Annotated in this window: 16 protein-coding genes, 1 tRNA gene and 1 riboswitch; of the genes, 9 read left to right on the top strand and 8 right to left on the bottom strand. The window is 51.0% G+C overall.

The window, feature by feature from the left end:
* The first annotated feature begins 107 nt into the window (after positions 1 to 107).
* The gene (locus ABI361_07880; protein MEO9320573.1) at positions 108 to 359 is read left to right on the top strand and encodes a hypothetical protein; all 252 of its coding nucleotides are present in this window, start codon (positions 108 to 110) and stop codon (positions 357 to 359) included.
* Between the two features lie 150 nt (positions 360 to 509).
* Here ABI361_07880 and ABI361_07875 read toward each other — a convergent pair whose 3' ends face one another.
* Complete coding sequence (locus ABI361_07875) at positions 510 to 884, bottom strand: hypothetical protein (protein MEO9320572.1); 375 nt, start codon at positions 882 to 884, stop codon at positions 510 to 512.
* 131 nt (positions 885 to 1,015) lie between these two features.
* Between ABI361_07875 and ABI361_07870 the strand changes: the two genes are divergently transcribed.
* Positions 1,016 to 1,312 (top strand): hypothetical protein, encoded by a 297-nt coding sequence (locus ABI361_07870; GenBank protein MEO9320571.1) that lies wholly within the window; start codon positions 1,016 to 1,018, stop codon positions 1,310 to 1,312.
* Between the two features lie 36 nt (positions 1,313 to 1,348).
* Here ABI361_07870 and ABI361_07865 read toward each other — a convergent pair whose 3' ends face one another.
* Positions 1,349 to 1,828, bottom strand: a complete 480-nt coding sequence (locus ABI361_07865) for a hypothetical protein (protein ID MEO9320570.1) — start codon at positions 1,826 to 1,828, stop codon at positions 1,349 to 1,351.
* Between the two features lie 199 nt (positions 1,829 to 2,027).
* Positions 2,028 to 2,105, top strand: a riboswitch (Fluoride riboswitch).
* A 24-nt stretch (positions 2,106 to 2,129) separates the two neighbouring features.
* On the opposite strand from ABI361_07865, the gene ABI361_07860 reads away from it, so the two are divergent.
* A complete protein-coding gene (locus tag ABI361_07860; protein ID MEO9320569.1) occupies positions 2,130 to 2,513 on the top strand; it encodes a CrcB family protein in 384 nt (127 codons plus the stop codon).
* Between the two features lie 10 nt (positions 2,514 to 2,523).
* On the opposite strand, the gene ABI361_07855 is transcribed toward ABI361_07860, so the two are convergent.
* A complete protein-coding gene (locus tag ABI361_07855) occupies positions 2,524 to 3,030 on the bottom strand; it encodes a hypothetical protein (GenBank protein MEO9320568.1) in 507 nt (168 codons plus the stop codon).
* 134 nt (positions 3,031 to 3,164) lie between these two features.
* On the opposite strand from ABI361_07855, the gene ABI361_07850 reads away from it, so the two are divergent.
* From ABI361_07850 to ABI361_07840, 3 genes are read left to right on the top strand one after another with little or no spacing between them, the layout of a single operon-like run.
* Positions 3,165 to 3,329: a hypothetical protein gene (locus tag ABI361_07850; GenBank protein ID MEO9320567.1), complete on the top strand. Its 165-nt coding sequence runs from the start codon at positions 3,165 to 3,167 to the stop codon at positions 3,327 to 3,329.
* A gap of 36 nt (positions 3,330 to 3,365) precedes the next feature.
* Complete coding sequence (locus ABI361_07845) at positions 3,366 to 3,530, top strand: hypothetical protein (GenBank protein ID MEO9320566.1); 165 nt, start codon at positions 3,366 to 3,368, stop codon at positions 3,528 to 3,530.
* Between the two features lie 37 nt (positions 3,531 to 3,567).
* Positions 3,568 to 3,816, top strand: a complete 249-nt coding sequence (locus ABI361_07840) for an Lrp/AsnC ligand binding domain-containing protein (GenBank protein MEO9320565.1) — start codon at positions 3,568 to 3,570, stop codon at positions 3,814 to 3,816.
* A gap of 31 nt (positions 3,817 to 3,847) precedes the next feature.
* Here ABI361_07840 and ABI361_07835 read toward each other — a convergent pair whose 3' ends face one another.
* The gene (locus ABI361_07835; GenBank protein MEO9320564.1) at positions 3,848 to 4,051 is read right to left on the bottom strand and encodes a hypothetical protein; all 204 of its coding nucleotides are present in this window, start codon (positions 4,049 to 4,051) and stop codon (positions 3,848 to 3,850) included.
* Between the two features lie 281 nt (positions 4,052 to 4,332).
* On the opposite strand from ABI361_07835, the gene ABI361_07830 reads away from it, so the two are divergent.
* Positions 4,333 to 4,407: transfer RNA gene (locus ABI361_07830), tRNA-Arg, on the top strand.
* Between the two features lie 119 nt (positions 4,408 to 4,526).
* Here ABI361_07830 and mntR read toward each other — a convergent pair.
* Positions 4,527 to 4,991, bottom strand: a complete 465-nt coding sequence (mntR, locus tag ABI361_07825) for a transcriptional regulator MntR (GenBank protein ID MEO9320563.1) — start codon at positions 4,989 to 4,991, stop codon at positions 4,527 to 4,529.
* Between the two features lie 161 nt (positions 4,992 to 5,152).
* On the opposite strand from mntR, the gene ABI361_07820 reads away from it, so the two are divergent.
* Entirely contained in the window at positions 5,153 to 6,460 is a 1,308-nt protein-coding gene (locus ABI361_07820) for an Nramp family divalent metal transporter (GenBank protein ID MEO9320562.1), read from the top strand.
* 174 nt (positions 6,461 to 6,634) lie between these two features.
* On the opposite strand, the gene ABI361_07815 is transcribed toward ABI361_07820, so the two are convergent.
* Entirely contained in the window at positions 6,635 to 7,195 is a 561-nt protein-coding gene (locus ABI361_07815; protein MEO9320561.1) for a hypothetical protein, read from the bottom strand.
* 286 nt (positions 7,196 to 7,481) lie between these two features.
* On the opposite strand from ABI361_07815, the gene ABI361_07810 reads away from it, so the two are divergent.
* Positions 7,482 to 8,867, top strand: a complete 1,386-nt coding sequence (locus tag ABI361_07810) for an Nramp family divalent metal transporter (GenBank protein ID MEO9320560.1) — start codon at positions 7,482 to 7,484, stop codon at positions 8,865 to 8,867.
* Positions 8,868 to 8,900: 33 nt separating this feature from the next.
* On the opposite strand, the gene ABI361_07805 is transcribed toward ABI361_07810, so the two are convergent.
* On the bottom strand, positions 8,901 to 9,869 hold the full coding sequence (locus ABI361_07805) for a 2-oxoacid:ferredoxin oxidoreductase subunit beta (GenBank protein ID MEO9320559.1): 969 nt from the start codon (positions 9,867 to 9,869) through the stop codon (positions 8,901 to 8,903).
* Complete coding sequence (locus ABI361_07800; GenBank protein ID MEO9320558.1) at positions 9,859 to 11,838, bottom strand: 2-oxoacid:ferredoxin oxidoreductase subunit alpha; 1,980 nt, start codon at positions 11,836 to 11,838, stop codon at positions 9,859 to 9,861. The genes ABI361_07805 and ABI361_07800 overlap by 11 nt, the downstream gene beginning before the upstream one ends.
* Positions 11,839 to 11,842: the final 4 nt, after the last annotated feature.

The following is an 11,842-nucleotide window of genomic DNA, read 5'->3' as shown; positions in this document are numbered from 1 at the left end:
AATATTTGTACGCACCATGCAAGATATGAATTCCCACTCAGTGCCCGAACTATCGTTGATCACGTTTATAGTCATAGCAATCCTGTAACTCTCAAGGAAACTGGAATATGGCGACAGAAGACAACGGTAAGATAATCAAGCGAATCTCATGGCAGTCTGAAAACTGTCTCTCGTGCACTTGGTTTTCCCCATCCGATCCAATAAACGCAGATATTCTGACGAACGGCAAATGCGTCCAGCCCGACCTTGCAAAGTTTAACCTGATAATTTCAGGCAGGGACTGGTGCAACAAGTTTGCTGAGATCCCGCAGGCCAAGATAGACAAATTGCAGCAGGAAGCAATGGAAAGGGAGCGCTAGTTCTCGTCGAGTGATAGTATTCGCATTGGTTTTCTGGGCCGGGGTTAACCTACGTCATCAGAGCTGCTGAAGGGCAAATCAACGGATCAACCCGATGCTCTAGCTGTTGTCATTGATGGCCATGGGGGCATTGCGTGAACTTGACGCAGTTTAGCTCCTGTGTTTTTCCGCTATAATCGGCATCTCGGGAAAGTATGCGCGAGGATACGGACGGGCGTCGATATAAGGAGAATCTTGGACATAGAATGGGCCCTGCTCTGGCTCTTTGTCGCTCTCATGAAGTGCTTTGACCCGGTCCTCCGTGATCTTTAGCCACACTACATGTCCATCCCAGCCTTCCACGTCGCGTACTGGAATGTAGTAATAGTGCACATTGGCATACCCCCTTTTTACAACGATAAATTCGCGGTTTATGGCCTTGATGTCCCCAATATCTACGTCGTCGCTTGTGTGGACTGACTCGTTTGTCACGTCCATCCATGTCGTCCTTTGACCCTCGGCCTCATGTTCATTGCCCCTTGACACGCTCCTACCTACTCTGAATATTATTTAGTATGCAGGTACGGTTGTGCTAGCCGAAATAACCGGAAGAGCCTGTAACTAATGGAGAGGATGGGCTTATTTTCTTATATGCGCCATCGGATGCTGTTACCTTGGTGAACACAAGCATTCTTCGCGAAGCGATTGAAAAAAAACAGTTATTGCAGTTTACCTTTAAGGGCTTTCAGCGGATTGCAGAGCCTCACGCCTACGGCATCAAGAACAACAAGAGGATGCTTCTCGTTTACCAGATAGCCGGCGGGACTAGCTCCGGTTCGGTACCTGACTGGAGGCTAATTCCTATTGACGAAATAAAGAATCTTGGCAAGACCGGCCAGGGTTTTGCCGCCGCACGCGAGCTACCATCCGGAGATTATGGAAAGTGGGACACGCTGATATCCCAGTCAAAATAGCTTCGAGCAAGGTTTGACGCCTACCCTGCCCGTCTCTCAAACGTTAGAACTTGGTCTTATCTGCGGCGCGTCCTCGGTTCGCGCAAAGTAGAGCATGAAGCCTATCCACGAGCCGACCTGGATTATTGTAATCAATACGTCGAACCTTCCAGACAGATATCCCCGGGTGAAGAATCCCTCAAGCACTACCTTTGAAAACTGGTCGACTACATATGCCAGGCCGACTGAAGTGATAGCCAGTCGCAGGTTTCCAGGGAATAACCTTGAACTTGCGGTAATTGAAATCCCTGCGGCCAACCCAAATATTCCGCCCATCGCGTTGTACGAAAGAAGCCGGGTTACCGAAGTGTTGGAGCAAATCTCATGACCACCTGTGAAATCCACCCAGATACGATATGAGTAGCCATTGGATGAGCAGACGAGGGCATGGCCAAATTCGTGGAAGACGCTTACGGGAACCACAAGAACAATGTACAGCAGAACCGACCACCGGATTACGTTCTTGTTCAGTTTCATGCTACATCGGTCTGTGCAAAAATAGTGCTCGCAGAGAATGTAAGGTAATCACTGGAACTGTAATTACGAATGGGCTTGAGAGCCGGAAGCTGAATCACTGGCGAATAGTTCTCATTTCAAATTAATCTACCTATTCCCGCCGACGGAAGCCGTTTATTCTTCAAAGACACCGCTAAGTTTATCTTTTTCATGTGCCGCTGCAAAATCAGGCTATGGCATTAGCCTTGGCAGAAAGCCAAAACCGCACCTGAGGGGTGCTGATAATGCCTGCCAAAAAAGTGTCAAAAATGGTGGGCGCGATTTGAAGGGGATTGAGGTTGCTCTTATTGCTGCCGGAGCAGTTGCAGGCGCGCTAATCAGGTTCAAAATCACGGAATCTCCACTAATCTTTGGGACACTCCCGCTTAACATTCTCATAGTTAACGTGCTAGGGAGCGCAATCCTCGGCGCGTTCTCTGCAATATCTGCTCTTTACAATCTCGAGCCCCGCTATTCCCTTTTGGTCGCGGTCGGGTTCTGCGGTTCGCTGACTACAATGTCCTCATTTGCATTTGAAGCAACCGGGATGCTTGACAACAGACAGTATCTGAACTTCGCCCTGCTGGTTCTGGGAAATGTGGGCCTATCGCTGGGCGCAATCATTGGGAGCCGGGAACTCGCCACTGCCGTCGCCCGGCACGCCTAGTCGCAGTCCACTATTGGACGGTGATTACAGAGGTCATGAACGGGTGAACCTGACAGTAGTAAGAATGGTCGCCCTTGCCCAGCTTTGAAGCCGGGACGCTGAACGACTTGCCCGGCGCCAAAAAGCCCGAGTCAAACAACTTGCCGGAGGTTGGGTCGTCAGATGACTTGCCGTTTGTCGCCGTGTGGGTTGCAGTATCCTGGTTGGTCCACTTTATCAGGGCGTCGCTGTTTGCCTTTGCGGGCGATGGCGAATATGAAGGACTGCCCTGAACAGACGCGCCCTTGAGGATGTCGATATTAACGATATCTGTAAACTTTGACTCATCAACCGGAGCGCTACTGGAGTTCCCAGCGGAAGTCGGCTGGGCGACTGGTGGAGGAAGCTCCTGCCTGTAAGGAGAAGCTACTGTCCCAAGATGAGGGATTGCTCCGTAAAACCATGTGTAGCAAAGATAGCCCGTCAATGCCCCTAACGCCAAAATCACGGGAAACGCGACCTTACCAACACGTCCCATTTTTGTGGAGATACACACCTTTTGCCCCTATTAAAACATAAGCATATTTCCCGCGGGCTGGAGGCAGGTCCTCCTAGGATTTCCGTGCCTGCCTACCGATTAAATTGACGGTATCGCAAAACAAGCCAGCAGAAATGCAGAAATCAGTCAGATGCAAGAGTTGCGGCAGGCGGTTCCTGGCGCCAGTCGTGGACACAAGCAGGCAAGAGATTTCCGAGATTTCCGAAGAAACAAGCTTTGGGCTTATTTGTCCGTTCTGCATGACGCATGAGGTCTACCGCTCGTCGGATTTGGAATAATTCTTATTGCGCAAACTTTTACGAAAATAGAGAACAATGGCAGATGCCCCGACCTGCGCGCTCTGCGGCAGCCCGCTAAAGTTCAAGTACCGACCAATGGATGGGTGGAATATTTCCGGATTGCTGTGCGGCAAGTGCTACGAAACCAAGCTGACCGAGCAGTACATTGCCGAGGACCGGCGCGGTATAACAAAAAGGTAGCAAAGACTAAATACTAAATTCTTGTTCTGCTTTCCATATGCCAACTGCATACATCCTCGTCAACTGCACTCTTGGCTCCGAGGAAAAGATCATTAACGAAATCGCCAAATTGCCGGACGTCAAGGAAGTCCGCGGAACTTATGGCGTGCACGACATCTTTGTGAAGGTAAAGTCAGACAACACAGAGGCAATGAATCACACAATCACGAACAAGGTCCGCAAGGTCCCGGGAATCACGTCAACGGTAACTCTTGTGGTGATTGAAGAGCAGGGCGGCAAAGGTTAATCGGCTTTACCTCCTGCACGAGCGGCCCAGACTAGGCGAGCTCTCTCTTTTTCTTCCGGTCCTCGCTTTTTATCCTTCTAATCTCGTACAGCATGAGTCCTGAACTCGTTAGCAGTGTGACCCAGCCCGCGACGCCGACCGCAAAGAAGTCGTTATACCTTGGAAACAAAAGAGCGAACCCGGCAGCCGCTGCGCCTGCCCACCAAATCACGAGAAGCAAGTGAAGGTGATTCAATTATCATCCTCTCACGTCTTCGTCGTAGCCTCTGATCTGCTTCAGAGTTTTTCCGCACTTTCTACAGGCGCAAAACTCGACGAAAGAAAAATCGCCATAGTTCCTGTACGCAAAAGAATCCTTGTGGGTGCAAAATAGCTGCCTAAAGCCTGACTGCAATTCGCCTGTCTTACATGTACACTCGAAAGCCACCTTCTTTACCCTTTCGGAACTCGGCCAACTGGCATGAATCTCTTGCTTGAATTATATGATACTCTCATACTCAGGTATAGGCGACGGCTGGGCCCGTAGCGTAGTCAGGATATCGCGGCGGTCTTCGGAACCGCAGGCCAAGGGATCGAAGCCCTTCGGGCCCGCTAGTTTTGGTGTCCGAGGATTAAAGAAAGGTTCACGCTGCGCGAACAACAACTTTGATTCAAACTGGCGTTGCTGGAATGGATAGCCGAAGCAGACGCTATTCCTGGCAGGTCTTCAGCTACTTCTTAATCGATTTAACAAAATCTTCAAGCTTTTTCAAAGTTTGCGGATGGAGATGGTGCTCGATACCCTCTGCGTCCATATTTGCTACCGCATCATCAACCCCGATTATCTTCAAGAATTCAACTAGCAGGCTGTGTCTGCTGCGTATATTCGCTGCAATCGCTTTTCCCTCATCGGTGAGTGTAATTCCTCTGTACTTTTCGTATATGAGGTAGCCCATCTCGTCAAGTTTTTGCACCATCTTCGTCACGCTGGGGGAGCTGACGTTGAGATAGTTCGAAATGTCAATTGTAGTGGCGTAACCTTTACTCTGTATCAGTTCATAGATTACCTCGAGGTAGTCCTCCATGGTGTCGGTTCTCGAGGGCTGACCAAGCTTGCCTGCTGCGCTGGAGTGGGCTATGCGAATCGACTCTAGCCTGTTTTGTTCATCAGCGTTATCCTCAGGCTTCGCTTTCAACCGGATACCACTATCAATGACTCCGTTAGTATTTTGGTTTATGTAAACTTATTGCCTTTGGCTCTGATAGTTTAGCCGAACTAATGCAGTTAGCCAAGGCTAACTTCTTTAGTGGTGCACAAGCTTTATAAATCACGCAACCTTTTATAGCATATCGAAATATGGCCGAGGGTTCACCCGTAGCCAGAAAGTCCACTATTTCTAGGCTGGCCTTGGCCTATCGCAGTAGCAGGGTGGCGCAGCTGATTTCGTTCATGGGTCCTGCGCTAATGGTAAGCATTGCTTACATGGACCCTGGCAACTATGGCACGGACATCCAGGGGGGAGCGGCATACAACTACGCACTGATTTGGGTAGTCTGGCTTGCAAGTGCCATGGCTATGTTGCTTCAGTATCTGTCTGGCAAGCTGGGAATTGCGACAGGTTTCTCCCTCCCCGAGTTAATGCGAGAAAAATTAAGAAAGAGAATTTACATTATTCCGTATTGGCTGGCTGCCGAAGCAGCGGCCGCTGCCACCGACCTGGCAGAATACCTTGGCACGGTTATTGCCCTGAATCTCCTCTTCGGCGTTCCCCTGCTGTATGCGGCGATATTTGGCGCGCTTGATGTTATTTTGATCCTGACCCTGACATCCCGCAGGTTTAGGGTCATTGAGCAGATGTTTCTGCTGTTTGTCTCAGTCATCAGCATTGGGTATCTATACGAGTTGTTTGTGACAAAGCCCGACCCATATGCCATTGCGGCTCATTCGTTCGCGCCCTCATTTCCTGACAACGGCGCCATAATTATCGCAGTTGGCGTAATCGGAGCGACCGTGATGCCACACGCACTATTCCTCCACTCTTCTCTCACCGCGAATAAGGCCCGGGAAGCAACCCCGACCACACGTAGAAAGATGCTCCAGATGCACAAGTACGAGAACATCATTACTCTCACCGTCGCTGGATTTGTGAATGTCGCGATAATGGTCATGGCTGCGGCAGCATTTCACCACGGACACTCCAACGTCGCCTCGATAAGCGACGCGTACAGGACGATTCTCCCTATCTTTGGCGCAGCTGCAGGCGTTATCTTTGTCATCACCCTCCTTTCCTCGGGCATTTCCTCTTCTGTGGTTGGCACCTTGGCCGGCCAGTCGATCTTTGAGGGACTTTTGGGAAAAAAGGCCAATCCCTGGGTGAGGCGACTTATCACAAGGTTCGTAAATGTCATCCCGACAACAATAGCAATCCTGCTCGGCGTCGACCCATTGAACCTGCTTGTCTATAGCCAGGTGATACTAAGTCTCATGATTCCATTGCCAATGATACCTCTGGTACTTCTCTCCAGAAACAAAAGCCTGATGGGCGAATTTGTCAACAAAAAGATGACAACTCTGTTTGCTTTCGTGTTTGTGGCTGTGATACTTGGCTTCAATACGTACCTGCTGATTACGTCGTTGGTTCCATCAGCTGCACCCTCTTCTTAGGCTCCTTCGCGAGGCTCTTCGATAGCAATCTTGTCATCTGTCCTTGCACTAGCGAATCGTTAGCAATATTCTCCGACAGGTACCGTTAATGACCGTTCGTGGAAGATTTTCAAAATGGCTCTAGTTGATTAAAATCGGTGGGAGATGCAAAAAAACGGGGTTTTTGCACCGAATTTACTTCGTGATTACTTGGACTTGCTGTACTGCGATTGCTTGGCCTGACTGGACTTGGAGCGAGTACGTGTTGCCTGCGTCGATTGTACCAATGTTGCCAGCGCCGACCATGTATACAATCTGTGCCTGACCCTGTGTCAATGACACTGGACCGGTCTGCATCGCGTAGTTAGTACCACCGAGCGGAACGCCGGTTGACGGATGGTACTGGGTTGGCAGGTCCGTGTTGATGTTGCCTGATGTCGCGCATGCTACCGGGTTGACACACGAGTACCAGCTTGTCTGTGCAATTGGCAGACCTCTCAAAGATATGGAGTTGATTGCCACTGCCTTGCTGCCCGTGTTCTGGACTGCAAATGCCGTTACTGATGTGCCGTTAGAGTTAACCCAAGTGTGCACGTTTGACACCTTGATGGATTCGCTTTGTGTGTTGGTCTGGAACATGCTACCCCCGAAGAAAATTACTCCCGCGCCCAGAACGACTGAGGCGATGAGGATAATCAGGGTCGTAATTACGTCGCCGAGACCTCTACGACTGCGTCTCGTTCGGATGCGTTTCATCATGCGATTTATCGATAAGCCCAGTCCATAAGATACGGTATGTAGCTACCGCATAGTAGTGCAAGTTTTAGGCTCCAGAATGCCAAGAATGGGAACTTGCTCCCTCAATGGAGCCGCTCTGATCCTTATAATTTGCTCAACCCTTGGGGTCACCGCGTTCCGCCGTGTGACGCCGCAGACATTTTCATACACTGTTTCCCGCACGTCGGCTAGCTATTGCTACTATGAAATGTCTTAAAATTATCAAATAGTTTGTACCTCATGGAGCTTTCGATTACAAAGCCTATTGGACAATACTGACACGCCTTCTGACGGGCTGGCAGAAAATGGCGGCGCCTCAAATCCAGTTGGGGAGCAGCAAGGTAACAGGACCCGGCAAAACCCGGTGCGGTCTTTTCTGAATACCTTGGGACCGGGCATAGTCACAGGGGCTGCAGACGACGATCCATCCGGCATTGCAACCTATTCTCAGGCAGGCGCGCAGTTCGGACTTGGCATGCTCTGGATGGTGCTTTTCATGTTTCCTTTAATGACTGCAGTCCAAGAGATGTGCGCCAGGATAGGTCTTGTAACGGGTGATGGACTAGGCAAGGTCATTTCCAACCGGTATAGCCGCAAGGTCATGTTTCCCCTTGCAGGACTCTTACTCATTGCCAATACGGTTAACATTGGTGCCGACATAGGCGCCATGTCCGCGTCTGCCAAACTCCTGCTTCCGCAAGCGCCAATGGCGCTGGTAACAATCGGGTTTACGGCATTTATTCTGGCTGCAGAGATTCTAATCCCGTACAGGGCGTACGTAAGGGTTCTGAAGTATCTGTCACTTGCGCTCTTTGCTTATCTGATATCAGCGATTATTGTCGGCGGAAGCTGGTCAGAACTGCTGGAAAGCACGTTAGTACCGACATTCCAACTATCGCCGGAATTTGCGGTCATGTTTGTGGCCGTACTAGGCACTACCATTTCGCCGTATCTGTTCTTTTGGCAGGCATCGGAAGAGGCGGAAGAAAAGGTCACGGAAGGAGTAATTAGGGAAATTAGCGGAACCGACAGGCCGCGGCTCAAAAGAGAGGAAATGCGAAAAATGAAAGCAGATGTTGTGATGGGTATGGCGTTTTCGCAGGCCATTACCTGGTTTGTTATCGTTACGGCCGCAAACACGCTTCACGCTCATGGCGAGACGAACATCACAACTGCTGAACAAGCCGCTTCTGCGCTAGAGCCGCTTGTCAAGACATTCCCGCATGCCGGCGAGCTTGCCAAAACGATATTTGCGGCCGGAATAATCGGCACGGGACTTCTCTCCGTACCGGTACTTGCTGGGGCGTCAGCATACTGCTTGTCGGACGGATTTGGCTGGAAGCAGGGCCTCCACAAAAAGTTCGGGCAGGCGAAGGCATTCTACGCCGTAATTGGAGCCTCAACTCTAATCGGGCTGTGGATCAATTTTTCGGGAATTGACGTCATAAAGGCGCTTGTATATGCCGCGGTGATTAACGGAATAATGGCAGTCCCTATCCTAGTGGCGGTAATGAGAATAGCGAACGACCGCACCGTGCTAGGCAGGCGAACAAACGGCAGGCTTTCAAACGGGCTTGGGTGGCTCACAGTCGCCGTGATGGGAGGGGCTAATGTCGTCTTGTTTGTATTCTGGAAGCAGGCGTTTGGCTAAAGCTATATGCAAGCTGCCTCCTTGCGCTGAACATTATTGGTCTACGCGCAGGTCGCCTAACAAGCGCTCGATGTTTGTCACCGGCTTGCCAGTGTCATCAGCTATCCTCTGCACGGCAGGGGCATCTTTCAGGTAAGTCGGGATTCTTGCGGATATCCTCTCCTGGTACGTTGGAACGTGCTCATTCTGGTAAAACACTCCGAGCGGTATCCTGGAGCCCCATTCGTTTGATTTTTCTATCACCTGCGCCATCTTTTGGTTCAGCTCCTCCGGGCTGTGCACGATGCCATCATAGCCGGTCTCTTCAAGCTTGTACGTCCTTGGCATGTCTTTTCCTGTCTCCGGGTTCATGTTGTCTGCTCCCTGGAACCACTCTCTCGTATTGATGTCGTTGTAAGTTGGACATGGCTGTAGCACGTCAACAAATGCAAGGCCCTTGTGCTCGACTGCCTTTCTAATCATGTCCTTTAGATGCCGAACATCGTATGCGTAGCCACGGGCAAGAAAGGTAAATCCTGCGACGAGTGCAAGCGCTATCGGATTTACCGAATTATTGACGTTTGGTTGAGGCAGTGACTTGGTCTTCATTCCAAGTTTCAGCGTAGGAGAGGCCTGCCCCTTCGTAAGGCCGTATACCGCGTTATTGAAGATAATGTAGGCCATGTCGACGTTTCTGCGCCCGGCGCTTACAAAATGGCCTGCTCCAATTCCAAGGCCATCGCCATCGCCGCCAACCGCGAGAACATGCAGCTGCGGATTTGCAAGCTTGGCTCCCTGGGCAAACGGCAAAACCCTTCCGTGAAGTGTATGTACGCCATAAGTGCGAATAAAATGGGGCGTCTTTCCGGAGCAGCCTATGCCGGAGAATATGGTCGCGCCTGAGGGAGGCACCTGCATGTCAGCCAAGGCCATTTGGATCGCGTTCAGGATGCCAAAGTCGCCGCAGCCGGGACACCAGTCATTGTGAACCTCGGTCTTGTAATCGGCCAGCTTAAGCGCCACTTTTCAGCACCTGCCTCCTTGGTGACTTGCTTCCATTCTTGTACGCTGCAACTATTCGCTTTACAGCATTATAAACCTCGTCAAGCGACATCGGCCGGCCGTTGTACTTTACAATCTGGTAATCCATTTTTCTGCCGATATTTTGCATCACAAGGGATCCCAACTGGCCCGAGTAGTTCATCTCCACGTCAATTACCACTTTGCAGTCCCTCAGCATTGATTCCACGAGTTCCCGTGGAAAAGGGTTCATGAGGCGCAGTTGAATCATTTTTACACGGATTCCGTCGTTTTCTTCAAGCATTTCCATTGCATCGAGGATTACTCCCTTGGTAGAACCCCAAGTCAATAATGCAATGTCGCTTGTTTTGTCGCCGTATTCGCGAGCCATTTCAGACGCAGGAATTTCAGTCAGCGCAAGGTCAAGTTTGCCCATTCTTTTCTCCATCATCCTCGTCCTCACTTCAGGGTCCTCGGTAATGTGGCCTTCCTCAGTGTGCTCGTCGCCGGTGTTCCAGAATATGGCGCCTTCGGTGCCAAGCGGTATGCGGGGACTGATTGGGTCTGAATCTGACAGCTTGAACCTGAGGTAGTGCCCCGCGGCGCCGGTATTCTCGGATTTCTCTACGCGCCTGGAAAAGTTGCCCCTGTCAATACGCGCCCGAGAAAGGTCAAAGTTCTTGCAGGTGGTCACGCAGTTGGCGATTGCCTTGTCCATCATGTGAATGACGGGGACCTGGTATCTGTCAGCGAGGTTGAACGCCATGATTGTATCGTAAAAGCTCTCCTCGACATCAGCTGATGCGAGAACTATTTTCGGGAACTCGCCGTGCCCCGCGTTTATGGCAAACAAAAGGTCGCCCTGCTCGTGCCTGGTTGGCAGGCCCGTTGAAGGTCCGGCTCGCTGGTAAAGCGACACGACGAGGGGAACCTCGTTGATTCCTGCCCAGCCAAGCGCCTCTGCCATGAGCGAAAACCCTGGACCCGACGTAGCAGTAGCAGATCGTGCTCCTGTCAGCGAGCTGCCTATGGCCATCGCAATCGCCGCGATCTCGTCCTCGGTCTGAACTACGACGGTGGAGCCCTTGCCGCCGGAATCGTAGAGGTCAAGCACCTCGTTTGATTCAAGAAATTCGCTGTCGTCGCTGGCGGGCGTGATGGGATAGTAGGTCTGAAACCGGCAGCCCGCAACCATCTTGCCCATAGCCGAGGACTGGTTGCCCTGAGCAATTATTGTATCACTATCCGGCTGGCGTGTCTTTAGCGAGTACAGTGTCTGCTGGCTGGAAAATTTCGATCTTGCATAATTGTAAATGTGCGTCGCGGCTTGAATGTTGAGCTGGGCCACTTTTGGCTTGTTGCGAAAGATAAACGATATTGCCTTTGTGAGTGCCCCTAGATCAAAGTCCAAAATGGCCATAGAGGCTGCAAGGGCCATGACGTTGACCATGCGTGAGAGTTTGCTAAGCGACGGGTCGTTGACCTGCTTTGCAAATTCCTCAAGAACCTGGAAAAACGGAATCTCGTACAATACGGCCCCCCGTGAACGGGCAAGTGATAGCGCGTCCTTGACGCTCAATCCAAGGCCGGCTTTCTCTAGAAGCGATCTAATCCTGTCGACTGCGGGGTCATCAATGGTAGGCACTTCTGTCAGCAGAGTGTGCACAGCGTCCGCATCGTAGATGATAGCGCCGCCGGCCGACACCTCGTCGAAATGTCTGAAGACGGTTTCCGCGTCGAAAGTTACAAGCATGCTAATACATTCTATATGAGAGTGTACTGGCCGTTCCGACACCCTGACCGTGAAGTAGCTGTGTTCACCTTTGATATTCGAATAATACTCGCGCTTGCCGAAAATTTGCAGTCCGCCAATCGCACATGCGCGAGAAAATATGTTTGCGGCCGAGTCGACGCCGCTTCCTTGAGCGCCGCCTATGACCCATGACATGGAGTTCACGATCTTTTCGGGCATTGGT

It is taken from the genome of Nitrososphaera sp. (assembly GCA_039938515.1).
Classification (GTDB): domain Archaea; phylum Thermoproteota; class Nitrososphaeria; order Nitrososphaerales; family Nitrososphaeraceae; genus Nitrososphaera.
The sequence above is the reverse complement of the archived record's forward strand: the minus strand, read 5'-3'. Positions and strand labels throughout refer to the sequence as shown.

Coding starts and splice junctions, on each gene's coding strand:
- ABI361_07815 (MEO9320561.1), bottom strand. CDS start 7,195: ATGAAACGCATCCGAACGAGACGCAGTCGTAGAGGTCTCGGCGACGTA.
- ABI361_07880 (MEO9320573.1), top strand. CDS start 108: ATGGCGACAGAAGACAACGGTAAGATAATCAAGCGAATCTCATGGCAG.
- ABI361_07855 (MEO9320568.1), bottom strand. CDS start 3,030: ATGGGACGTGTTGGTAAGGTCGCGTTTCCCGTGATTTTGGCGTTAGGG.
- ABI361_07850 (MEO9320567.1), top strand. CDS start 3,165: ATGCAGAAATCAGTCAGATGCAAGAGTTGCGGCAGGCGGTTCCTGGCG.
- ABI361_07865 (MEO9320570.1), bottom strand. CDS start 1,828: ATGAAACTGAACAAGAACGTAATCCGGTGGTCGGTTCTGCTGTACATT.
- ABI361_07820 (MEO9320562.1), top strand. CDS start 5,153: ATGGCCGAGGGTTCACCCGTAGCCAGAAAGTCCACTATTTCTAGGCTG.
- ABI361_07845 (MEO9320566.1), top strand. CDS start 3,366: ATGGCAGATGCCCCGACCTGCGCGCTCTGCGGCAGCCCGCTAAAGTTC.
- ABI361_07840 (MEO9320565.1), top strand. CDS start 3,568: ATGCCAACTGCATACATCCTCGTCAACTGCACTCTTGGCTCCGAGGAA.
- ABI361_07800 (MEO9320558.1), bottom strand. CDS start 11,838: ATGCCCGAAAAGATCGTGAACTCCATGTCATGGGTCATAGGCGGCGCT.